The organism is Microbacterium sp. Y355 (genome assembly GCF_059445345.1).
Genome location: NZ_JCAIUD010000001.1, coordinates 1,301,986 through 1,324,696, shown reverse-complemented (window position 1 = coordinate 1,324,696; position 22,711 = coordinate 1,301,986). Strand labels below are relative to the sequence as shown.

General features: G+C 65.1%; 22 protein-coding genes and 1 tRNA gene. 17 read left to right on the top strand and 6 right to left on the bottom strand.

The window, feature by feature from the left end:
- Positions 1-19: 19 nt before the first annotated feature.
- Positions 20-616 carry a gamma carbonic anhydrase family protein gene (locus AC1C2O_RS06545; RefSeq protein WP_495429621.1) on the top strand — a complete coding sequence of 199 codons (597 nt, stop codon included), beginning with the start codon at positions 20-22 and terminating at the stop codon, positions 614-616.
- Positions 617-728: 112 nt separating this feature from the next.
- Here AC1C2O_RS06545 and gdhA read toward each other — a convergent pair whose 3' ends face one another.
- Positions 729-2,096, bottom strand: a complete 1,368-nt coding sequence (gene gdhA, locus AC1C2O_RS06540) for an NADP-specific glutamate dehydrogenase (protein WP_495429620.1) — start codon at positions 2,094-2,096, stop codon at positions 729-731.
- Positions 2,097-2,238: 142 nt separating this feature from the next.
- Entirely contained in the window at positions 2,239-4,917 is a 2,679-nt protein-coding gene (locus AC1C2O_RS06535; RefSeq protein WP_495429619.1) for a phosphoenolpyruvate carboxylase, read from the bottom strand.
- An 82-nt stretch (positions 4,918-4,999) separates the two neighbouring features.
- Between AC1C2O_RS06535 and nhaA the strand changes: the two genes are divergently transcribed.
- From nhaA to AC1C2O_RS06515, 4 genes are all read left to right on the top strand, one after another.
- Positions 5,000-6,166 (top strand): Na+/H+ antiporter NhaA, encoded by a 1,167-nt coding sequence (gene nhaA, locus AC1C2O_RS06530; RefSeq protein WP_495429618.1) that lies wholly within the window; start codon positions 5,000-5,002, stop codon positions 6,164-6,166.
- Positions 6,167-6,184: 18 nt separating this feature from the next.
- Positions 6,185-6,826 carry a MazG nucleotide pyrophosphohydrolase domain-containing protein gene (locus tag AC1C2O_RS06525; protein ID WP_495429617.1) on the top strand — a complete coding sequence of 214 codons (642 nt, stop codon included), beginning with the start codon at positions 6,185-6,187 and terminating at the stop codon, positions 6,824-6,826.
- Between the two features lie 47 nt (positions 6,827-6,873).
- Positions 6,874-8,133, top strand: coding sequence for a histidine--tRNA ligase (gene hisS, locus AC1C2O_RS06520; RefSeq protein ID WP_495431697.1), 1,260 nt, complete (start codon positions 6,874-6,876; stop codon positions 8,131-8,133).
- 146 nt (positions 8,134-8,279) lie between these two features.
- Positions 8,280-9,089, top strand: coding sequence for an SGNH/GDSL hydrolase family protein (locus tag AC1C2O_RS06515; RefSeq protein WP_495429616.1), 810 nt, complete (start codon positions 8,280-8,282; stop codon positions 9,087-9,089).
- On the opposite strand, the gene AC1C2O_RS06510 is transcribed toward AC1C2O_RS06515, so the two are convergent.
- Complete coding sequence (locus tag AC1C2O_RS06510) at positions 9,034-9,576, bottom strand: VOC family protein (RefSeq protein ID WP_495429615.1); 543 nt, start codon at positions 9,574-9,576, stop codon at positions 9,034-9,036. The two genes, AC1C2O_RS06515 and AC1C2O_RS06510, sit on opposite strands and share 56 nt — an antisense overlap.
- Before the next feature lie 81 nt (positions 9,577-9,657).
- Between AC1C2O_RS06510 and AC1C2O_RS06505 the strand changes: the two genes are divergently transcribed.
- Both AC1C2O_RS06505 and AC1C2O_RS06500 read left to right on the top strand, forming a co-directional pair.
- The gene (locus AC1C2O_RS06505; RefSeq protein ID WP_495429614.1) at positions 9,658-10,458 is read left to right on the top strand and encodes an AraC family transcriptional regulator; all 801 of its coding nucleotides are present in this window, start codon (positions 9,658-9,660) and stop codon (positions 10,456-10,458) included.
- A gap of 116 nt (positions 10,459-10,574) precedes the next feature.
- Positions 10,575-11,240 (top strand): CatA-like O-acetyltransferase, encoded by a 666-nt coding sequence (locus AC1C2O_RS06500; RefSeq protein WP_495429613.1) that lies wholly within the window; start codon positions 10,575-10,577, stop codon positions 11,238-11,240.
- Here AC1C2O_RS06500 and AC1C2O_RS06495 read toward each other — a convergent pair.
- Positions 11,191-12,450, bottom strand: coding sequence for an APC family permease (locus AC1C2O_RS06495; RefSeq protein WP_495429612.1), 1,260 nt, complete (start codon positions 12,448-12,450; stop codon positions 11,191-11,193). The two genes, AC1C2O_RS06500 and AC1C2O_RS06495, sit on opposite strands and share 50 nt — an antisense overlap.
- Before the next feature lie 37 nt (positions 12,451-12,487).
- Positions 12,488-12,961 (bottom strand): DUF4442 domain-containing protein, encoded by a 474-nt coding sequence (locus AC1C2O_RS06490; protein ID WP_495429611.1) that lies wholly within the window; start codon positions 12,959-12,961, stop codon positions 12,488-12,490.
- Between the two features lie 107 nt (positions 12,962-13,068).
- Between AC1C2O_RS06490 and AC1C2O_RS06485 the strand changes: the two genes are divergently transcribed.
- From AC1C2O_RS06485 to AC1C2O_RS06440, 10 genes are all read left to right on the top strand, one after another.
- Entirely contained in the window at positions 13,069-13,419 is a 351-nt protein-coding gene (locus AC1C2O_RS06485; protein WP_495429610.1) for a GntR family transcriptional regulator, read from the top strand.
- Positions 13,416-14,456 (top strand): DUF1648 domain-containing protein, encoded by a 1,041-nt coding sequence (locus tag AC1C2O_RS06480; RefSeq protein WP_495429609.1) that lies wholly within the window; start codon positions 13,416-13,418, stop codon positions 14,454-14,456. The genes AC1C2O_RS06485 and AC1C2O_RS06480 overlap by 4 nt, the downstream gene beginning before the upstream one ends.
- Positions 14,453-15,394, top strand: a complete 942-nt coding sequence (locus tag AC1C2O_RS06475; protein WP_495429608.1) for a CPBP family intramembrane glutamic endopeptidase — start codon at positions 14,453-14,455, stop codon at positions 15,392-15,394. The genes AC1C2O_RS06480 and AC1C2O_RS06475 overlap by 4 nt, the downstream gene beginning before the upstream one ends.
- A 63-nt stretch (positions 15,395-15,457) precedes the next feature.
- On the top strand, positions 15,458-16,312 hold the full coding sequence (locus AC1C2O_RS06470; RefSeq protein ID WP_495429607.1) for a hypothetical protein: 855 nt from the start codon (positions 15,458-15,460) through the stop codon (positions 16,310-16,312).
- 65 nt (positions 16,313-16,377) lie between these two features.
- The gene (locus tag AC1C2O_RS06465; protein WP_495429606.1) at positions 16,378-17,046 is read left to right on the top strand and encodes an O-methyltransferase; all 669 of its coding nucleotides are present in this window, start codon (positions 16,378-16,380) and stop codon (positions 17,044-17,046) included.
- 80 nt (positions 17,047-17,126) lie between these two features.
- Positions 17,127-18,407 carry a phosphopyruvate hydratase gene (gene eno / locus AC1C2O_RS06460; protein WP_495429605.1) on the top strand — a complete coding sequence of 427 codons (1,281 nt, stop codon included), beginning with the start codon at positions 17,127-17,129 and terminating at the stop codon, positions 18,405-18,407.
- A 175-nt stretch (positions 18,408-18,582) separates the two neighbouring features.
- Positions 18,583-18,966, top strand: coding sequence for an FtsB family cell division protein (locus AC1C2O_RS06455; RefSeq protein ID WP_495429604.1), 384 nt, complete (start codon positions 18,583-18,585; stop codon positions 18,964-18,966).
- A 35-nt stretch (positions 18,967-19,001) separates the two neighbouring features.
- Positions 19,002-19,523, top strand: coding sequence for a DUF501 domain-containing protein (locus AC1C2O_RS06450; protein WP_495429603.1), 522 nt, complete (start codon positions 19,002-19,004; stop codon positions 19,521-19,523).
- Between the two features lie 5 nt (positions 19,524-19,528).
- Entirely contained in the window at positions 19,529-20,878 is a 1,350-nt protein-coding gene (locus AC1C2O_RS06445) for a S8 family serine peptidase (protein ID WP_495431696.1), read from the top strand.
- A 35-nt stretch (positions 20,879-20,913) separates the two neighbouring features.
- Complete coding sequence (locus AC1C2O_RS06440) at positions 20,914-22,512, top strand: FAD-dependent oxidoreductase (RefSeq protein ID WP_495431695.1); 1,599 nt, start codon at positions 20,914-20,916, stop codon at positions 22,510-22,512.
- Between the two features lie 94 nt (positions 22,513-22,606).
- Here the strand turns inward: AC1C2O_RS06440 and AC1C2O_RS06435 are convergent.
- Positions 22,607-22,679: transfer RNA gene (locus tag AC1C2O_RS06435), tRNA-Leu, on the bottom strand.
- Between the last annotated feature and the right edge of the window lie 32 nt (positions 22,680-22,711).

Genomic DNA, 22,711 nt, shown 5'->3' with positions numbered 1-22,711 from the left:
CGAGGACTACGCTGACCTCATGTTGTATGAGCACCTGGGGGCCCGGCCCCGGATCCATGAGACCGCCGTCGTCGCGCCCACCGCCGTGATCTCCGGAGACGTGGAGATCGGCGCGGACTGTCAGGTGTTGCACGGCGCCGTGATCACGGCAGAAGGCGGACCTATCACGCTGGGCGAGCACGTGATTGTGATGGAGAACGCGATCGTGCGTGCCAGCTCCGCGAATCCGGTGCACATCGGCGATCACGTGCTGATCGGACCAGGTGCATCCATATCTGGCGCGGTGATCGGAAACGAAGTGTTCCTCGCCACCGGGACGCGCGTCTTCAACGGTGCCCAGATCGGTGACCGCGCGGAGGTGCGGATCAATGCCGTCGTGCATCTGCGGACGGTGCTGCCGGAGGATGCTGTAGTTCCGATCGGCTGGGTCGCTGTCGGCGATCCGCTGCTGGTGCTGCCCCCAGACCGGCATGAGGAGATCGCCGCCGCGCAGCGGGAACTCGACTTCCCCGGCTACGTCTTCGGCGTCGACCGGGACACCCCGGACGTCATGGTTCAGCTCACCGAGCGGTACGCCCGCTCTCTCGCCCGGCATGCAGACGACCACCCGGCGTGAGTGCCCAGTCCGCGCCCGACAGTTGTCCGATAAAATGACAGATGCACGAGGAATCCTGAAGATTTCTCGTGCATCCGTCACATGATCGTGCAGGTGTCATCCCGCGAAGGTGTCAGATGACGCCCTGAGCGAGCATCGCCGTGGCGACCCGCTGGAAACCGGCGATGTTGGCGCCGGCGACGTAGTCACCGGGAACGCCGTACTTCTCGGCAGCCGTGAACGCGGCGTCGTGGATGTCGGACATGATCTCGCGCAGCTTGTTCTCGCTGTCGCCGAAGGTCCAGCGCTGACGCGAGGCGTTCTGGCTCATCTCGAGGGCAGAGGTGGCCACACCGCCGGCGTTCGCGGCCTTGCCCGGTGCGAACAGGACACCGGCCTGCTGGAATGCCTCGACGGCCTCCGGCAGACACGGCATGTTTGCGCCCTCAGAAACGGCACGCACGCCGTTCGCGATCAGTGCTTCGGCATCTGCGAGGCTGACCTCGTTCTGCGTTGCGGACGGCACCGCGATGTCGACGGGCACGTCCCAGACGCTGCCACCTTCGACGAAGCGTGCACTAGGACGACGGTTCGCGTACTCGACGATGCGGCCGCGTTCGACCTCTTTGATCTGGCGAAGCAGCTCGAGGTCGATACCCGCGTCATCGACGACATAGCCGGAGGAATCGGATGCCGTGACGGCAGTCGCGCCCAGCTGAGTGGCCTTCTGAATGGCGTAGATCGCGACGTTTCCTGAGCCAGAGATGCCAACGCGCTTGCCCGCGAGCGACTCGTTGTGCACCGCGAGCATCTCCTGCGCGAAGAACACTGCGCCGTAGCCGGTGGCCTCGGTGCGTACCTCGGCACCGCCCCAGCCGGTGCCCTTGCCGGTGAACATACCCGACTCGTGGCGGTTGGTGACCTTGCGGTACTGGCCGAAGAGGTAGCCGATCTCGCGTCCACCAACACCGATGTCTCCGGCGGGGACGTCAGTGTGCTCGCCGAGGTGGCGGTACAGCTCGTTCATGAACGACTGGCAGAAGCGCATGACCTCTGCATCGGAGCGCCCGTGCGGGTCGAAGTCCGATCCACCCTTGCCGCCGCCGATGCCCTGACCGGTGAGCGCATTCTTGAAGATCTGCTCGAAGCCGAGGAACTTGATGATCGACAGGTTCACCGAAGGGTGGAAACGCAGCCCGCCCTTGTACGGGCCGAGCACGGAGGAGAACTGGATGCGATAGCCGCGGTTCACGTGCAGCTTGCCTGAGTCATCCACCCACGGCACACGGAACATGATCTGCCGCTCCGGCTCGACCAGTCGCTCCAGGATGCCGCCGTCGACGTACTCCGGGTGCTGTTCGAGCACGGGAGCGATCGAGTGCAGCACCTCGTGCACGGCCTGGTGGAACTCCGGCTCGTGAGGGCTGCGGGCGAGCACGGTGTCGAAGACGGGCTGCACGGCAGCGGCGAGCGGGTGAAATTCGGTGTGGGTTGCGGTCACGCGGGACGGCTTTCTGAAGAGTGTGGCTGAGGGGCGATCGTGTCGCGCGAAAAGGTGTACCGGGTCGGGCACGAGTTCTCACTTTACCCCGCAAGTTTCCGGCACGTTACACGGGGCGTTGTGCCCGAAGATCAGGCGGTGTTCACCCGGTGTTCTGTAGGCCTGCGGCAACGCCGCTGACCGAGAGTAGGAGCAACCGTTGCTGCTCTTCCGCAGAACCGGAACCGGTTGTGCTCGACCCGGCTGCGCGCAGTTCGCGCAGCGCGCGAAGCTGCAGAAGCGACAGCGCATCCACGTAGGGGCTGCGCAGCGTCACCGCGCGCTGGAGGATCGGCTTGTTCTCGAGCAGTGCGCCTCCGCCAGTGAGACGGATGACCCATTCCTTCGTCAGAGTCAGCTCGTGGAGCACCAACTGTGCGAGGTCATCGCGATCACCGAGCGCGAGATAGCGACGCGCGATGCGCTCATCCGTCTTCGCGAGACTCATCGCCACGTTGTCGATCATGGTGCGCAGCAGCGGCCACTCGCGGTATGCGTCCTTGAGAAGAGCTTCGTCCCCGACAGCCTCGAGCGCCGTACCCAGACCGAACCAGCCGGCCAGGTTGATGCGTGCCTGCGTCCACGCGAACACCCAGGGGATCGCCCGAAGATCTTCGAGAGATTCCACCGAGAGCCCGCGACGGGCAGGGCGCGAGCCCAGAGCCAACAGGCCGATTTCCTCCAGCGGGGTCACCGTGGCAAACCAGGGTGCGAAGCCCTCTGCCTTCACGAGTGAGAAGAAGCGCTCGCGTGATGTGGCATCCATCACCTTCGCGACATCCGCGAAACGAGCCGCGGCACTGCTTGTGCGCTCTTCGACACCAGGGGATGATGCCAACAGTGTGGCCGCGGCGACCTGATCGATGTGCCGCATGGCGATGGCGGGCTCGCCGTAGCGGGCGAAGATGGTCTCGCCCTGCTCGGTGAGCTTGAAGCGTCCGTCGACGGAGTGCGGCGGCTGCGCGAGGATCGCGGAGTTCGCCGGCCCACCGCCACGGCCGAGAGCACCGCCGCGACCATGGAACTGGGTCAGCTCGATGCCGGCATCCTTCGCCCACAGGGCGATCTTCTCTTGCGCCTCGTAGAGCGCGAGAGTGGCGGCGACGGGGCCGACGTCCTTCGATGAGTCGGAGTAGCCGAGCATGACCTCGAAGCGGTTTCCCGTCTCGACAAGGCGCGCCTGGAACTCCGGGAAAGTGACGACCTCGGCGAGGATCCCGGGGGCTGCCTGCAGGTCAGCGAAGGTCTCGAACAGCGGCACGACGTCGAGAGCGGGAACATCATCGCCGAGCGCATAGCGGGCGAGGCGGTGGACGTTGGCGAGGTCGGCTGCCGATGTCGTGAACGATACGACGTAGCGGCCCGCAGCACGAAGACCATAGGTGTGCTGGATATCGGAGACCGCGCGGAAGACCTCGAGGACCTCCTCGGTCCGCTCGCTGAGCGCGCCGCCAGCATCGAGCTCGGCCAGAGCCTCACGATGCACCTGCGAGTGCTGGCGGACCTCGAGCTCGGTGAGGTGGAAGCCGTAGGTCTCGACCTGCCAGATCAGATGCTGGATGCCACCGAATGCGTGGCGCTTCGCACCGGATGCCGCCAGCGAATCCTGCACTGCGCGCAGATCGGCGAGTAGCTCTTCTGGTGCGCTGTATCCGCCGTCCAGTTTGAGGCGAGTCTCAGCGACGCGTCGCGCAAGGGCCAGCAGCACACGACGATGCGGTTCCTCTGGGGAGCGTGCGGCGATCTCCGCGGCGGTGGTCTCGTCGGACGCAGAGAACGCCTCCCAGAGCGCGACAACCGCGTTGCTCGGCGGAGTGCCTTCCGCGTCGAGCGTCAGTCCGCGGCCGATGCGCTCGATCGCGCGTTCCAGACCGCGAAGCACGTGGTCAGAGGCGATCTGTGCTGCTTCGCGAGTGACGGATGCTGTCACGAACGGGTTGCCGTCGCGGTCACCGCCGACCCAAGAGCCGATCCGTACGAAAGCCGGGACAACCGGGGCGCTCGCGCCGGACTCCTCGCCGCGGAGGGCATCGTCAATACGGCGGTAGACGTGCGGGACGGTGGTGAAGAGCGTCTCATCGAACACCGACATCACCGTGCGCACCTCGTCGGTGGGCGAAGGCTTGCTCGAGCGCAGGGGCGCGGTGCGCCACAGCGTGTCGACTTCTTCCAGCATCCGGCGATGTGCGCGGTGCTGTTCGGCTCCGCCATCGCTTGTGTTGTCGTGCTGGGTCAACAGTTCAGACAGACGACGGATGCTGGCAGACACCGCCCGGCGGCGGGCTTCGGTGGGGTGCGCCGTGAAGACCGGCTGAAAGCGCAGGCTCTCGAGTCGACGCTGTGCTTCGTCATCGCCGACTTCGCGCCGCAGCTGCGCGTACGCGGTGGCGACCGTGTCTGCGGCTCCCTCGCGGCCGGGGCGGCCTGCGCGCTCGCGGAGGATGCGCACGCGCTGGTGCTCCTCAGCGAGGTTCACCAGGTGGAAGTAGCAGGTGAACGCGCGAGCAACTTCATCAGCGCGCGCGACCGTGAATGAGTCAGCGATTTCGGTGGCGCGCTCGAACGCGTGGGTGCTCTCTTCGTCGTATGCCTGGATTGTCGCCAGGCGTAGGCGTTCGACGTCTTCGAACAGGCCGGGGCTGCCGCATTCGCGCAGCACCTGGCCGAGAAGGGCGCCGAGCATGCGGACATCCGCACGCATCTCGTCGGGAATCCCGCGTCCGGCTTCGAAACGGCCGATGACGCGGATGGCCTCTGTGTTGGTGGGCTCGGGGGTCACCATTCGAGGTTATCCCCGGGCGAGGTGCGTTCCTGACCACGTGACTGCCCGAAAAGGCGCGAGCGGCGGGCATAGCATGGGGGAGATGTCTGAATCGAGAAACCTTCTGCGCACCCAGCAGTTTCCCGCGGTGCTTCTGCTCGTTGCCGCTGCGCTCGGGCTGCTTCTTGCGAACCTGCCGACTTTCGGCCCGATCGATGCTGTGCTCGGGTTTCACATCGCGATCCCCGGGGTCGGGATTGATCTGTCTGTGGCGCACTGGATCTCAGACGGCCTGCTCGCGATCTTCTTCTTCGTCGTCGCCATGGAGCTGCAGTACGAACTGACCCGCGGTGAGCTGAACTCCTTCCAGAAGGCCCTGCAGCCGGCGATCGCTGCCGCCGGCGGCGTGCTCGTCCCAATCGGCATCTACCTGATGATCGCTGGCGGCGAGCAGACGGCGTCGGGCTGGCCGATTCCGACGGCGACCGATATCGCCTTCGCCCTCGGAGTGCTCGCGGTGTTCGGCAAGGGGCTGCCGCCGGCCGTGCGTGTCTTCCTTCTCGCGCTTGCCATCCTCGACGACATCATTGGCATCATTTTCATCGCGGTGCTCTTCGCACACGACCTGAACTGGCTGTACCTCCTGCTCGCGGTGATCGGTGTGGCACTCTTCGCGGTGCTATCGAGGATGCTTCCGACCGAGCGATCTTGGATCGTCGTGGTGGCGATGGTCATCGTGGGTGTGTTGGTGTGGGGGCTCGTTCTTCTCTCCGGCATCCACGCCACCATCGCCGGGGTGATGCTGGGGCTCGCTATGGCGCAGTCGCCGGCGATGCCCACTCGTTACGTTCTTGACCCCTGGGTGAATGGTGCGATCCTGCCGATTTTCGCTTTCGCTGCGGCGTTCGTCGTGATTCCAGCCCTCGCGCCGTCGGAGCTTTCACCGGCGTTCTTCGGGATCGCAGTGGCACTTCCGGTCGGCAAGATCATCGGTATCACCCTGTTCGGCTGGATCGCGATCCGGATCGGCTCCCGGGGCCGCAAATCTGAGCTGCAGGTCTTGGATCTGGTCGCGGCAGGAACTCTGGGCGGTATCGGATTCACCGTCTCGCTGCTGCTGGCTAACCTCGCGTTTGCGAACGATGCGAGTACCAAGGACCAGGCGATTCTCGGTGTGCTCGTCGGCTCGCTGATCGCGCTGCTGCTGTCGGCGGTCATCGTGTCCTCGCGCGCCGCGTGGCATCGCCGAGTGACGGCCGCGAGTTCCTGAGAGTTCTGAGGGGGAACGATGGCCGAGAATCCTGACGCGCTGCGTGAAGCGGCCGAAACCATGCGGGCAGTACGGGAGCGGTGCGTGTGGTCGCAGCAGATCACACACCGTGACCTTGTGCCGTACCTGATCGAAGAATCGCACGAGGTCATCGATGCTGTGGAGAACGGCACTCGCGCAGACCTGCGTGAAGAACTCGGTGATCTGCTCTGGCAGGTGCTGTTCCATGCGGCGATCGCCGCTCAAGATCCGGACGATCCGTTCGACATCGACGACGTCGCAGATACTCTCACCGAGAAGATGGTGCGCAGGCACCCTCACGTGTTCGCCGACGCGGTCGCGAACACGCCGGAAGAGGTTTTGGTGCACTGGAATGCGGCCAAGGCCGCCGAGAAGCGCTCGCGGCAGAGTGTGTTGGACGGCGTGCCGCGTGGAATGCCGGCACTCGCGCTCGCCCAGAAGCTCGTGGGCCGTGCCGCCCCTGTGCTTCCGACGACGGAGCCTGTCGAAGGGGCCGTGCCCGCATCCGAAGCCGAACTCGGCGATGCGCTGCTCGCACTGGTCACGCACGCCCGAGCCAACGGCTGGGATGCCGAGCGTGCTCTTCGCGAGCGACTGCGGTTGCTGGAGACAGAGGTCCGCGCGGTCGAGGTCGGCTGAAGACCTGGAAAGATAGACACGTGGCTACTGTGAACCCGCCGCGCGGCATGCGCGACATCCTCCCCGCCGACAAGGCCCGCCGTGAGCGTGTGCTCTCCGTCATCCGTACGCGCTACCGCGCTCATGGCTTTGATGAGATCGAGACGCCGGCGCTGGAGGAATACTCGCGTCTACACGCGGGCATTGGTGGCGACAACGAGAAGCTGGCATACAACGTCCTCCGCCGAGGGCTGGATGCCGAGGCGATCAGCGCTGCAGCCGATGATCCTGCGGCGCTCGCTGATCTCGGACTCCGGTATGACCTGACGGTTCCGCTCGCTCGCTTCTATGCGAGCAACCGCGCCCAGCTGCCCGGGGTCTTCCGGGCGATTCAGATCGGCCCGGTCTGGCGTGCAGAGCGCCCCCAGAAGGGTCGCTATCGCCAGTTCATGCAGTGCGACATCGACATCATTGGCGATGACTCCTCACGAGCTGAGGCTGAGTTGATGGTTGCCTCGCTCGACGCCGTCGACGCGCTGGGCCTGGAGGGCGCGACGGTGCGGATCAATGATCGCCGCGTGCTCGATTGGATGCTTGACACCTTCGGCTTCACCGCGCCAGAGCGCCCGGGTGTGCTGATCACGATCGACAAGCTCGACAAGATCGGCCCGGCTGGCGTTGCGAAAGAGTTGCGGGAACGGGGATCGGATGCCGCCGCTGTTGACGCCTTCGAAGCGTTCTTGAATCGCCCGCAGACCATGGAGTACAACCCGTACGGTGAACGGCAGATCCGCAAGGCGCTACCGGAGCACGCGCCGGACGAGATCGTCGCGCACCTGGTCGGTATTGGTGAGGCTGCTGCGGCAGGTCGGGCGATCGAAGGCGACATCCCGTTGACGTTCGATCCTTTCCTTGTCCGAGGCATGGGCTACTACACGGGTACGATCTTCGAGCTTGCGCACCCGTCCGTCGACTACTCGCTTGGCGGCGGCGGGCGCTATGACGGCATGATCGGTCGATTCCTTGGACAGCAGGTCTCTGCGGTCGGCTTCTCCCTCGGGTTCGAGCGACTCGTCGATCTCGTCGCCGAAGAGGCCGGCGACGCTGCGCGTGCGGTTGTGCTCGTGCACGATGCTGACGTTCCGGTCTCCGAACTCATCGCGCACAAGGCCGAGTTCATCGGGCAGGGTGTCCGCGTGCGCCTGGAGCGCCGGGTGAAGAACTTCAAGGCTTTGCTCGAACGCTCTGCGGCAGACGGCTACACGGCGTTCGTTGCAGTTTCCGCAGGCGCCGAGCCGGGCACGCTGGAGATCAAGCCGCTGAGCTGAGCAATTCTGTCGACCGAGTACACCTGTCGGCCGACAATCGCACCTGTCTGTCGAAATCCGGGTGTTCTGACCGGCATCCGTGGAAATCCACCGACAGGTGTGCCGACGTTCACGCTGTGTTCACGGGCGCGCGATCCAATGGGGTCATGACTCGGGTCCGCGCTGCCCTCGTCGCGGGAGCAGCCTTCGCTGCCGTCGCGCTCGGGGGCGGCGCACTGCTCACCCGCCAAGCCGCGATTGCGCGTCGGCGCATCGGCAAGCCGCTCGGCGAGGACTCCCTGGATGCGGATCGGTTATGGACGCGCGCGCTGAGCGGGCGGCCGGTGGAGCTATTGCTGCTTGGTGACTCGCTGGCGGCAGGGCTCGGCGCCAAGCACCGAAAAGAGACCCTCGGTGGCCGGATCGCAAAGGCCACAGCCAAGCGGATGCAGCGCCCAGTGCGGCTGCGCACCGCCGCTGTGGTCGGCTCGGAATCATCGGCGCTCGCCAGCCAGCTTGACTCCCTCCCTGACGACTACCGCGCTGACGTGGCGGTGATCGTCGTCGGCGGCAACGACGTCACGCACCTGATTCCGCCCGGCGCTGCCGGCGAGTGCCTGGAGCAGGCGATCCTGCGACTTCAGGCATCGGGTACCTCGGTCGTGATCGGCACCTGCCCTGACCTCGGCACCCTGCAGCCCGTGCCGCAGCCGTTGCGCGCGCTGCTGTCACGGATGTCGCGACGCCTCGCTCTCGAACAGACGAAAGTCGCGTGGCGTACGGGTGCGGTGCCGGTCGACCTGCGTGAGGCGGTGGGACCCGCCTTTCGCGAGCAGTCCGAGGAGATGTTCAGCCTTGACCGCTTCCACCCCAGTGCCGCCGGCTATCGCCGTACGGCCGAGGCACTGCTGCCGGCGGTGGTCATGGCGCTGGAGTCTCAGCCGCGGCATCTTCAGAAGGTGCTTCTCCCGAGCTGAACGACGCTGCCCATTCCTCGACGCGTCTTGCGCTCTCGGCCGGAGACAAGTCCTCGACGCGACTCATCAGTGACCAGCGCACGCCGAACGGATCGCGGATGCTCGCGAAGCGATCGCCGGAGACGAAGTCAGATACCGGTTCACGCACCTGAGCGCCAGCGGCCACAGCGCGCTCGAGGACGGCGTCGACATCGGTGACGTAGAGGCCGAGCGAATAGCAGTCGTCGTCACCGGCAGGAGGCGGCACGAGCTTGTAGTCCGCGTTGGGCTCGCCGATCTGGAGCAGCCCGAGCCCGAAGTCGATATCCGCGTGGACGACGACTCCGCCCATCTCTGTGATGTCGATGACCGTTGCGCCGAAGACATTGCGATAGAACTCGACCGCTTCGGCGGCTCCTTGGATCGCGAGAAAGGGAGTCAGAGAAGTCGCGTTGTTCGGGCGTCCGTGCGTGGTGTGAGTGCCGGTGAGGCCTGATGTCGTGTTCATGACTTCACGCTACGGAGCATGGCCTGTGCTGCGCTTGGAGAATCGCGACACGATGTCGGGTGCAATGACTATCGTCAGAGAGTGATCGATGCTTGGCGGGGAATTCTGTATCCGGCGCGGATGCCGGAGTTTCACCGGTTGCTGCCGCCGGCGGAGGCTGCTGAGCTTGTCGAATGGTTCTGGATTCCGGAGTGGAACATCGAACCGGGGCGCACATCGCGCCAGCACGTCGTTGCCTATCCCGCACTCAACCTCGTCGTGGATCCTGACGGTGTCGAGCTCACTGGAGCATCGACCCGCGCATCGCATCGCGATCTGACCGGTCGCGGGTGGGCCGTCGGAGCACTGCTGAAGCCGGCATCCGTCGCTGCACTCATCGATGACCCATCCGCACTCCGTGACAACTCGACAGGCTTCGATGCACCTGATCTGCACGGTGCTGTATCGCAGGCAATGGACGAGGGCGGGAGCGCGAGCCGAGCTCACGCGGCGGCGGCATACGCGGCCTGGCTCGTCGAGCGCGTCGGAGAAATTGGTACGGTCGCTCGCCAGGCCAATGAGATGTCCATCCTGCTGATGGCCGAGTCCACGATCACCCGGGCCGAGGAAGCCGCGGTGCGGCTATCGATATCTGTGCGCACCCTGCAACGCCTCGCCCATCGGCATGTCGGCCTGCCGCCGGCAGCGATGATCAGGCGACGGCGGCTGCAAGAGGCGGCCGAGCGCGTGCGGGAGCAGCCGGAAACCGACCTGTCGAGGATCGCGGCTGAGCTCGGTTACGCCGACCACGCTCACCTGACGAACGACTTTCGAACGGTGCTGGGAATCGCGCCGCATGCGTACCGCAGTGCGGAGGAGCACGAGCATGGCGGCGAATCCTGAGGAGGTTCGAACCGGGCGGCCTCATTGGCGTGAAAGCACACCGAAATCATCACCGTGCGTCCTGGTTTAATCTGGAGATCCGCCGGGCCGCAGGCGGACGGACAGGGGATGGCCCAGTGAACATCGCGCACCCGATTGACCTCGCGACGTGGCCGCGACGCGAGCACTTCGAGCACTATCGCGATCGAGTGCCGTGCACCTACGCGGTGACGGTCGAAGTCGACGTGACAGAAATGGTGGCCGCGCTGCGCGACAGTGAGCGGAAGACTTACATTGCGCAGGTCTGGGCGCTCGCTGCGATTGTCAACAGGCACGCCGAGTTCCGGATGACGCTCACCGATGATGGGAAGCCCGCGATTTGGGAGGTGCTGCATCCGGCGTTCACCGTGTTCAATGCGGAGCGGGAGACGTTCGCGTGTGTGTGGTCGGCGTTCGACACCGACTTCGGGCGGTTCCACGACGTGGCCGCGCCGCTGCTGGAGACGCACAGAAGCGCGACGAGTTTCTTTCCGCAGGGAGATGCGCCGGCGAACACTTTCGACGTGTCGAGCCTCCCGTGGACGCAGTTCACCGGCTTCTCGTTGCAGATCGACGGCGGGTCGAACCACCTCCTGCCGATATTCACGCTCGGCCGCTATTTCGAGCACGACGGCCGCACGTTCCTGCCACTGGCGATTCAAATGAATCACGCCGCCGCCGATGGGTTTCACACCGCGCGTCTGCTCGAAGAGTTCACGGCGCTTGTCGGTGACCCGAGCTGGCTCGGCTCCGCAGTGCCCTGATACGAAGCATCCGGTACAGCACCCCGATGATCACCACTGCCGTGCCGACGAGCGACGCCACAACAGGCAGAGTGTTCACCAGCACGAGGCAGCCAAGCGCGCCGATGACCGGAATGAATCGCGGATAGCGGCGCGCCGCGCGCTGCTGCCGGAACGCCGAGGCATTGGCAATCAGGTAGTACAGCAGCACACCGAACGAAGAGAATCCGATCGCACCCCGAAGGTCCGCGACGAGCACGATCCCGATGACGATCAGGGCGATGACGATCTCTGCGCGATACGGCACCTGCCAGCGGGGGTGGACGATGGCGAGGAAGCGGGGCAGATCAGACTCTCTGGCCATCGCCAGCGTCGTCCGCCCAATTCCGGTGAGCAAAGCCAGTAGTGCGCCGAGGGATGCCGCAGCCGCTGCCACGCGCACGACAGGCGCCATGGCAGACCAGCCGGCGGAATCCACGACAGCCGCTAGCGGTGCGGCGCTCGTCGTCGCATCCGCACCGAGCGTGAGGACCACGACGATCGCGATCAGGACATAGACGATCAGAGCTCCGGAGAGGGCAATCGCGATAGCTCGCGGAATGTTCCGGGCGGGATTGGTCACTTCTTCGCCCATTGTCGCTATGCGGGCGTAGCCGGCGAACGCGAAGAACAACAGGCCCGCGCCCTGCAGCACGCCGTAGAGGGTGACATCTGGCAGAGGCGCAGGTACGGCGGAGGGCACGGCCGTGAATCCCGCTGCCGCGACGATGGTCAGACCCAATAGCGAGGCGACGACCAGGATGCGGGTGAGAAGAGCCGTGCGTGTGACGCCGAAGCAATTCACGGTGGCGAGCGCCGCGACGGCGATGATCGCGACCGGGATCTGCCATCCTTCGGGGGCGGCGTAGGCGGCGAACGTCATCGCCATTGCGGCGCAGCTTGCGACCTTGCCGATGATGAAACACCAGCCAGCAATAAAGCCCCACCAGGGGCCGATCTCCGCGCGGGCGTACGCGTAGGTGCCTCCCGCGACCGGATGCACCGCGGCCAGCTGGGCCGAGGAGGCGGCGTTGCAGTATGCGACGACCGCGGCGATCGCGAGTGCTGCGAGCAGTCCGGAACCGGCGACCTCGATCGCCGGGCCCCACACTGAGAAGACACCCGCACCGATCATCGAGCCGAGGCCAATGGCGACGGCATCGGTGAGTGTCAGGCGACGAGCGAGTTCCATCCGGTCATCGTGACATGCAGCGGTGAACGGCTGGTGCTCAACTCTGGCGAGCCGCGGTGACGCGCTTCTTCTCGCGGATGTATACCTCACGGCGTACCTTGGCCACGACATCGCCGTCGCGGTCGGTGATCACGGTCTCGAACCACTCCAGAACCTTCGCGCCGCCCTTGGCGCGCTCGCGGAGCTCGGCAGCTTTCTCTTGCGAAACGTGAAAATGCGCGGTCAACACTCCGCGTCCCGGCTTGATGAACTCGATTTCGCCGCGGGTATCCCACACGACGTAATTACGGCCGAGCTGGTGCATCACGAGCATGAAGAAGTACGGGTCGGTCATTGCCGACATCGACCCGCCGAACGCGGTCTTCACGAAGTTGCGGGTGATGAGGTTCACGTGCAGTTCGACGGTGGCGTGTGTCCAGTCGTGACTGAAGCGGCGGATGCGGATGCCGCTGAAGAAGTTCGGAGCCCACAGGCTCATTCCGGTCGCAAGGCGTCGGGGAGTGATCTTCATCTCGCCAGTGTGGCGGAGAGCGCACGGCGCGACAAAGTAGATGGAGGGTTGTGACAGTTGTTCTAGTTGAACTAGAATTAGTATAAGTTCGGATGGAAGGGAGAACGATGCTGATCAAGATCGACGTTGAGAGCTCCCGACCACTTTTTGACCAGGTCGCCGCATCCGTGCGCACGGATATCGTCGCCGGGCGCCTCGCCCCAGGAGATCGACTACCTGCAGCCCGTGAGGTTGCTGAGGCGCTCGAGATCAACCTGCACACCGTGTTGCGCGCGTACCAGCAGTTACGCGATGAGGGGCTCGTGGATCTTCGTCGGGGGAGGGGCGCTGTCATCTCGGCATCCGCCGGTCCGCTCGCCGAACTGTCGCACGACATCACGGCCCTCGTATCCCGCGCCGCAGCCCTCGGGGTTTCACCGACCACTCTTGCCGCTCTCATCAAGGAGACTCCCGCATGATTGACGACGTCCGCAAAGCCCGCGCCGCCTTCCTTTGGGTCGGAGTGATCGTGCCGCTGGCGCTCATCCTCCTGGCCACGGTAGTGATCGCCACATGGCTTCCGCAGATCCCCGAGCCGGCGGCTACGCATTGGGGCACCGATGGTGTCGATGGGTTCGGCCCAGGGTGGACCTACCTCGTGATGCCCATCGGTATCGGCGGCGGCATGATCGTACTTTTCGCGGCAATGGCACTGTTCTCCCATCGCCTTCCGTCGAGCGGACCTCCGCGCACGCAACCTTGGTCGCCCACGGCGAGATTTCTCGGTGGGGTGAACCTCGGCACCGCAGGCATGATCTCGCTGCTTTCGGTGGTGAGCGTCGGAGTGCAGCGCGGACTGTCGGATGCTGCAGACGCTCCCGGCATCGGCTTGTGGATCGTGCTCGGATTCGTCGTGCTCGTCGGCTTCACAGCGCTGGGTTGGTTCTTTCAGCCGAAGGCGCCCCACCCAGCCGCGCAGAACGGAACCGCTGCGGAGCGGATTCCTCTCGCTGGCGGGGAGAAGATCGCCTGGGTCGGCACAGCGAACATGAGCCGGATCGGCGTCGTGGTGCTCCTCGCCGCCGTCGCGTTCCTGGCCATCAGGGCCGCGATGTTGATCGCCGAGGGTGACGCTGGTTGGTGGATCTATGGTGTCGCCACGGTCGTGATCGCGCTACTCGTCAGCAGCACCCTGACCTTCCGCGTGCGCGTGAACGGCCACGGTCTGTCTGCACGCTCACTGCTGGGCTGGCCGCGCACTCAGATCCCACTCTCTGACATCGAGAGGGTCGAGACAGTCGAGGTCGATCCGTTCCGCGAGTTCGGCGGCTGGGGATGGCGGCTGGGGTTAGACGGGCGTCGCGGCATCGTGCTGCGCGTTGGCGAAGCCCTGCAGATCACACAAACCAGCGGACGCGTGTTCGTCGTCACCCTCGACGGGGCATCACGGGCCGCTGCCGTACTCGAAACTCTCCGCGCCGAACCGACATCTTCGATGAACAAGGGAAGCTCATGACTCGCATCCGCCCGATCGCCACAATCGCCTTCGTTGTCCTTGCACTGGGGCTCGCCTGGCTCGTCGCCTTGCCGCTGTGGCTCGATGGTGGGCTCGCGAGCCCACTGGCCGGTGGCCTCATCCAGGTGATGATGTTCACCCCGGCGATCGCGGTGCTGATCGTCATGCTCGTGCTGCGCCCGATCCCGAAGGGGGAGCGGCTGCGCTTTCTGGGCATCTGGCCGCTACGCCCCGCGAAGCGAGTGGTCTGGATGATGGTGCTCGGACTATTCGGACCCGTCGTGGTGATCGTCGCGAGCATCGCCGTCGCGGCTCTGTGCGGCTGGGTCACGCTGGACCTCATTCACTTCTCCGGCTTTGCTGAGCAACTAGCAGCGAGCCTTCCTGCCGGCGTCGAGGCGCCGCCGGCGATCGTCATCATCCTTTCCCAGCTCGTCGCGATTCCGTTCGCCGCCGCGACGATCAATGCCTTCTTCGCTTTCGGTGAAGAACTCGGCTGGCGTGGATTCCTCGTTCCGGCGCTGCGCCCACTCGGCACCTGGCCCTCGCTGCTCATCAGCGGCGCGGTGTGGGGACTGTGGCACTCGCCGGTCATCCTGCTCGGCTACAACTTCGGCCGTTTTGACATCACCGGTGTGCTGCTGATGATGGCTGGATGCGTCGCCTGGGGTGTACTGCTCGGCTGGCTGCGCCTGCGCTCGGCATCACTGTGGCCGGCGGTCTTCGCGCACGGGGCAATGAATGCTGCTGCGGCGATGATCGGGCTGTTCTTCGCCGCCGGTACGACCTTCGATATGGCACTGGCGGGTCCGCTTGGCGTCGCCGGATGGATCACCTGCGCGATCGTCGTGGTCGTGCTGGTTCTCGCGGGGCAGTTCCGTCGTCAGCCGGAACTGGACGGTGCCGTCGGTCGCATGCTCTCGGCGCCACGCGACTGAGGGGCATTCCGCAGAGCCCTCTGGATGACTAGTTTTGGTCACACCGGGTTCAGGGAGGTCGCCATGGCACGCCCCGCATCATGCAGGTGGTTCGTCGCCTGCGCTATGACGCCGTTGTTGCTTCTCAGCGCGTGCGCATTGCCTGCCGAGGTCGACGCGCCGGATGAAGTGAGCGTTTCACTTGTCCAGGGCCGGACCGATATCGCCAGCGGGCTTGTGGCGATGCGGGTGCAGAACGATGGCGGCGCGACCATTCATGTGCTGTCAGCGTCCTATATCGACCCGCGGCTTGCAGCGAGCCCCGAATGGAACCGGGCGACCGACATTCCGCCAGGAGCCGCACGGGCTCTTCGCGTCGAGGTGCCTCCGCCCGACTGCGACGCAGACGTCGAGTCGATGCGTGGCACGGCGCGGCTGAGGTTCTCGACATCCGATGGTGACGCGGTCGCCGTCTACGACGTCACCGATCCGTTCGGCTTCGTCTCCGCATATGTCGAGGCCGCGTGTTTTTCGGAGCAACTCAGCGAGACGGCCACTATTGCGCTTGAGGGAGTGATGGTCGAGGCAAATGACGAGGGTGCCGTGCTCGAAGTGCGCGTCACTGCGAATTCTGAGGATGCCGTGGTGATCGAGTCCGTCGAGGGCACGGTGCTGCTTGCGCCGGATGGAGGCGAGGCGGCCTGGAATCCGCAGGTCACGATCGCTCCGGGAACGTCGGAGACGGTCGAACTTCGGGTGGTCCCCGCTCGCTGCGACCCGCATGCGGTCGCCGAAGACAAGGTCGGCACGCGCTTCCCGGCGATAGTCACGATTCTCACCGGCACCCCGCGGACCGGTGTGTTCGTGATCGTCGCCGACGATTCCCAACGCGCGGCGTTGTACGGCTACGTCACCAGACACTGTGCGATCGGGCCCTGAGCGAGATTTCACATCAGCCGTGTGAGCCCTTGACGGCGACAGGATGCCGGGGTTGGGTGGGACACATGACTGAACCAACCGCGGAGAACTGGCGCCTGACTGATGAGTTCCTCTCTGACGTGCTGGTCGGGCACGACCCAGCGCTGGAAGCGGCGCTCGCCGCGCAGCGCGCCGCCGGTCTTCCCGACATCGAAGTCGCACCGGTCAGCGGCAAGCTGCTGAACCTCATCGCCCGGATCAGCGGTGCGCGCCGTGTGCTCGAAATCGGCACACTCGGCGGATACTCCACGATCTGGCTCGCACGCGCCGTCGGTGAAGGTGGAACTGTCACGAGCATCGAGGCGGAGTCTGGCAACGCAGCGATCGCCCGTGCCAGCATCGATGCGGCCGGCGTCGGCGATCGCGTCGCGATCCGAATCGGGCGTGCGGCAGACGTGCTGCCCACGCTCGAAGGATCCGAGCCGTTCGATCTTGTGTTCATCGACGCAGACAAAGAATCAAACACCATCTACCTCGACTGGGCAGCGCGTCTCGGTCGCACCGGCACAGTGGTCGTGCTCGACAACATCGGCCGCGAGGGTGAGATCGTGCGTGCAGACAGCGCCGATCCGCGCGTCATCGGAACGCGCGAGGCGCTGCAGATGCTGGGCGAGGATCCGCGCTTCGACGCCACAGCGCTTCAGACGGTCGGAATCAAGGGCTGGGATGGCGTGGCACTCGCAATCGTCATGTGACGGACGGATGCCTCGGACTAGACTGAACAAGGATCGACGACGCTCCACAACCACCTTTTCTCTGAGCAAGGAGCACATACGTGGCACTCATTGAGGCTGTAGGCGCACGCGAGATTCTGGATTCACGCGGCAACCCAACCGTCGAGGTGGAGGTGCTCCTTGACGATGGCATCGTCCAGCGCGCGGCCGTCCCATCTGGCGCATCCACCGGCGCATTCGAAGCGTACGAACTCCGCGACGGCGACAAGAGCCGTTACGGCGGCAAGGGCGTCCTGAAGGCCGTCGAGGCCGTCATTGACGAGCTGGGGCCCGCCATCGAGGGCGTTGAGGCAAGCGAACAGCGCATCATCGACGGAATCCTCAACGAGGTCGACGGCACCGAGAACAAGCAGCGCACCGGCGCAAACTCCATCCTCGGTGTCAGCCTCGCTGTTGCCAAGGCCGCCGCTGACAGCGCCGACCTTCCGCTGTACCGCTACCTCGGTGGCCCGAACGCGCACGTTCTTCCTGTGCCGCTGTTCAACGTCATCAACGGTGGCGAGCACGCTGACAATGGCATCGACATGCAGGAGTTCTTCCTCGCACCGATCGGCGCGGAGAGCTACTCCGAGTCGCTGCGCTGGGGCGTGGAGACCTACCACGTGCTGCGCGGCGAGCTGAAGGCTGCTGGCTACGCCACTGGCCTCGGCGACGAGGGCGGCTTCGCCCCCGACCTGCCCAGCAACCGCGAGGGTCTGGACTTCCTGATCAAGGCGATCGAAAAGGCCGGCTTCACCCCGGGCAAGGACATCGCCCTCGGTCTTGACGTCGCAGCAACCGAGTTCTACAAGGACGGCGTCTACCGCCTCGACAACAAGGACTGGACCGGCCCCGAGCTGATCGAGTACTACGTCGGCCTGGTCAACGACTTCCCGATCGTCACGATTGAAGACGCACTCGCGGAGGACGACTGGGACAACTGGAAACTCCTCACCGATGCCCTCGGCTCGAAGGTGCAGCTCGTTGGCGACGACCTGTTCGTCACCAACCCGGCACGTCTGGCCGACGGCATCAAGCGTGGCGTTGCCAACTCGCTGCTGGTCAAGGTCAACCAGATCGGCACGCTCACCGAGACGTTCGACGCGGTCAGCCTCGCTCAGCGCTCCGGCTACACGGCGATGCTCTCGCACCGCTCCGGCGAGACCGAAGACACCACCATTGCTGACCTCGCCGTCGCGACCAACGCCGGTCAGATCAAGACCGGTGCGCCCGCGCGCAGCGAGCGCGTCGCGAAGTACAATCAGCTTCTGCGCATCGAGGAAGACCTCGCTGAGGCCGCGGTGTTCGCCGGCCGTTCGGCGTTCCCCCGTTTCAAGGGCTGAACACTGACAGCACAGAGCGACTGAAGAACTGAGACGAGAAGGGGGAGCCATGACGAGACGTCCGGCTTCCTCTTCTCGATCACAGGTCCCTCGTTCACAGGGCCCTCGTTCACAGGCATCTCGACCTCAGGTCGACGTGCGGGATTGGGCTTCTGGCATCCGCTTGTCGGGATTCATGGTCATCATGCTCTCGCTCGTTGTGCTGGGCGCATGGGTGCTCGTACCGACACTCGGCACCTACATCGATCAGCGACAGAAGATCGCTGCCCTCGAAGCATCCGTCCAGGTGAGCGCCGACGAGATCGATGCGCTCGAGCAGGAGCGCGACCGCTGGGAAGATCCGGCATACATCACCACTCAGGCGCGCGAGCGCCTCTATTACGTCAAGCCTGGGGAAGTGGTCTACCTCGTCGACAATGACCTCGACCCGGCGGCCCTGCCGCAGGAACAGGCAGCGGTGAGCGAAGAGCTCACGCAGACGCCCGCCGACTGGATGCCGCAGCTTCTGCGCACGATCGCAGGGGCCGGTCTTGCCCAGACCGCCAGCGAGGCTCCGTAGGGTTTCCACAGGATCACCTCCCGTAGGCTTGGACCGTGACGACACCACCTTTTGCCCCTCCCACATCTGCCGAGATCGACGTCGTATCAGCGCAGCTCGGCAGGCAGGCACGTGGCGTCATCGGCATCGCTGCGCGCTGCGTCTGCGGCAACCCCACCGTCGTCGCCACCAGCCCGCGTCTGCCAGACGGCTCGCCGTTTCCGACGTTCTATTACCTGACTCATCCGGCAGCGACCGCCGCGATGTCGACGCTTGAGGCCACACTGGTGATGCCTGAACTCGCAAGTCTCCTCGCCGAGGATGAGTCTGTCGCGGCCGCGTACCACGCCGCGCACGAGGCGTATCAGGCAGATCGTGCGCAGTTCGGTGAGGTGCCCGAGATCGATGGCATCTCCGCCGGTGGCATGCCCACTCGCGTGAAGTGCCTGCATGCACTGGCCGGACACGCGCTCGCCGCGGGTCGTGGAGTGAACCCGATCGGTGATGCCGCGCTCGAGCGTTCCTCGTGGTCTCCCGAGCGCTGCCAGTGTGATGAGCCAGGGGCTGCGATCACATGACGCTGATGCGGATGCTGCGTGGCACCGTCGCGATTGCGGCGGTGGCGGCATCCGTCATGCTCACCGGAGCCACGGCCGCCCCGACTCCAGGCCCGACGCCGACGACGACCGCGACTCCGACACCGACACCAACAGCAACGCCACCTCCTGTCGCTGACGATCCGTCCGACCCGGTGCGCGCCAAGGAGTACTGGCTCGACGGGGCCGGCATCCGTGAGGCCTGGCATACGACGCGCGGCAAGGGTGTGACGATCGCGATCATCGACACCGGCGTCGGCAAGGTGCCGCTCACGTTCGGTGAAGCTGTCGTCGGCGGTACGGACGTGTCCGGAAGCGGTACGCCAGATGGACGCTCGCCCGTCGGCGCCGTAGACCCCGACCACGGATCCTGGGTCGCGTCGCTCGCGGCTGGCCGAGGCAAAGGCGACGGCACCGGAATGATCGGCGTCGCACCCGAGGCGAATCTGCTCTCGGTCTCGGTGGGATTCGGCGACGCAGCTGCCGTGCCGTTCGTCGAACAGGTTGCGAACGGCATCCGCTGGGCGGTCGACCACGGCGCCGACGTCATCAACATGTCTTTCACGACGAACACGTTGGACTGGGACAAGAGTTGGGACGAGGCGTTCATGTATGCCTACGACCACGACGTCGTCGTCGTGGTCGCGGCAGGCAACCGCGGTAGCGGCACCTCGGTCGTCGGCGCCCCCGCCACCATTCCGGGTGTGCTCACCGTCGGCGGTGTCGATCAGACCGGCACCGCAAGTCGTGAGGCATCCACTCAGGGCATCACGATCGGCATCTCCGCGCCGAGCGAGGGACTGCTCGGCATCTCCGCAGACGGCACTCTGAAGCCGTGGTGGGACGGCACGAGTGGCGCCGCACCGATCGTGGCTGGTGCGGTCGCGCTGGTCCGGGCTGCGCACCCCGAATTGGATGCCGCCAACGTGATCAACCGCATCATCAAGACGGCGATCCAGGTGGAAGAGATCACGGAAGTTCCGGACCCGAACTATGGCTACGGGCTGCTGGACGCATCTGCCGCGGTCTCAGCATCCGTGCCGCTCGTGGACGCCAACCCGATGGGGGACCTGGCGGAGTGGATCCGGCTGTTCCGCCGCGCGGATGCAGAACCACTGCCAGATCCGGAGATTACACCGGTCCAGATCGAGGCGTTGCCAGCGGCTGAGCCGCCCACAGAGCCGGGTTCTCCACTACTCCCGAGTGCTGAATCACTGCGATACGGTACCCTGCCGCTGATTGCACTCACTGTGCCTGGTATTCTACTAGGGCTAGGCGTCACCGCAGCTGCCCGGCTCATCCGATCGGCGCGCGATAAGCGCACGCCAGCAGCCTGACTAGGAGTTATCCCTCTGTGCCTGAGAACAGCACTGTGCCCAAGATTCTGATCGTCGGTGGCGGCTACGCGGGTTTCTATACAGCGTGGAAGCTCGAGAAGCAGCTCCGCAAGCGTGAAGCCGAAGTGACCATGGTCGATCCGCTTCCGTACATGACTTACCTGCCCTTCCTTCCAGAGGTCGCAGCGGGATCGATCGAACCGCGGCACGCGGTGGTTGCCACGCGCCGCCACCTCAAGCGCACGAATGTGATCGCTGCGAAGGTCACCAAGATCGATCACGCGAACAAGGTCGCCACCATCACGCCCGCCGTGGGCGAGGCGTACGAGTTCGAGTACGACCAGATCGTGGTCACCGCAGGGTCCGTCTCTCGCACCTTCCCGATCCCTGGTATCGCCGACAACGCGATCGGCATGAAGTCGATCGAAGAGGCCGTCTGGGTTCGAGACAAGGTGCTGTCGAACTTCGACAAGGCCGCTGCCCTTCCGGCCGGTCCCGAGCGTGAGCGCCTGCTGACCGTCGTCGTCGTCGGTGGTGGATTTGCCGGTATCGAGACATTCGCCGAGCTGCGTTCCTTCTCATCTGCTCTTCTCAAGCGCTACCCGCAGCTCTCCTTCGAGGAGACGCACTTCCACCTCGTCGAGGCCATGGGTCGCATCATGCCCGAGGTTTCGCAGCAGACCAGCGAATGGGTGCTCAAGGACCTGGCCAAGCGCGGAGCCAACGTGCATCTGGACACCCAGGTGACCGGCGCCGTCGGCGGCGACGTTCAGCTCTCCACCGGCGAGGTCATCCCGAGCGACATCATCGTGTGGACGGCCGGTGTCATGGCCAACCCGCAGGTGGTGCGCGCTGGCGATCTGCCCACCGAAGAGCGCGGTCGCATCCGTGCCGAGGCCACGCTGCGCGTCATCGACGCTGACGGCAACGTCGTCGAAGGCGCGTGGACCGCTGGTGACGTCTCGGCTGTTCCCGATCTGACCGGCGGCGGCGTCGGTGGCTTCTGCGTCCCGAATGCACAGCACGCCGTGCGCCAGGCCAAGCGCCTCGCGAAGAATCTCATCGCTGTTCTTCGCGGCGAAGAGCCGGTGAACTACGTACACAAGAACCTCGGCGCTGTCGCAGGCCTCGGCCTCGGCACCGGCGTCTTCCAGTCCGGGAAGTTCGCGCTCAAGGGTTTCCTTGCCTGGGTCGCACACCGTGGCTACCACGGCCTGGCAATGCCTACGTGGGAGCGCAAGTTCCGCGTGCTCTGGGGCTGGTGGAACAACCTGTGGCTCGATCGCGACATCGTGAACCTTGAGAAGGTTCAGGAGCCGCGTGCCTTCTTCGAAGAGTTTGCCTCGCGTCCTCGTCCTGCAGCGGATGCTGCGCCCGCAGCTGTTGCGAAGCCTGCAGAGGTCAAGCCCGCAGAGGTCAAGGCTGCAGAGGTCAAGGCTGCAGAGGTCAAGGCTGCAGAGGTCAAGGCTGCAGAGGTCAAGGCTGCAGAGGTCAAGCCTGTCGTAGCCGAGGCGCCTGTCGCCAAGAAGCCTGCTGTGAAGAAGGCCCCGGCCAAGAAGGTCGTCGCTGACAACGCCGCCGCCTCGACAGCTGAGAAGGCTGCGCCGGCGAAGAAGGCTCCCGCCGCGAAGTAACTTCGAAACACCGTAGCTTCGAAAACACAGAATCCGCCCTTCCCTGCACGTGGGAAGGGCGGATTCTGTGTTCTCGTTTGAAAAGAGCTACCGGTGCCCCCACTGGGACTCGAACCCAGACTGTAGCGATTTTAAGTCGCCTTCCTCTGCCATTGGGATATGGGGGCGTGCATTGACCAGCCTATCTGCGCATGAGATC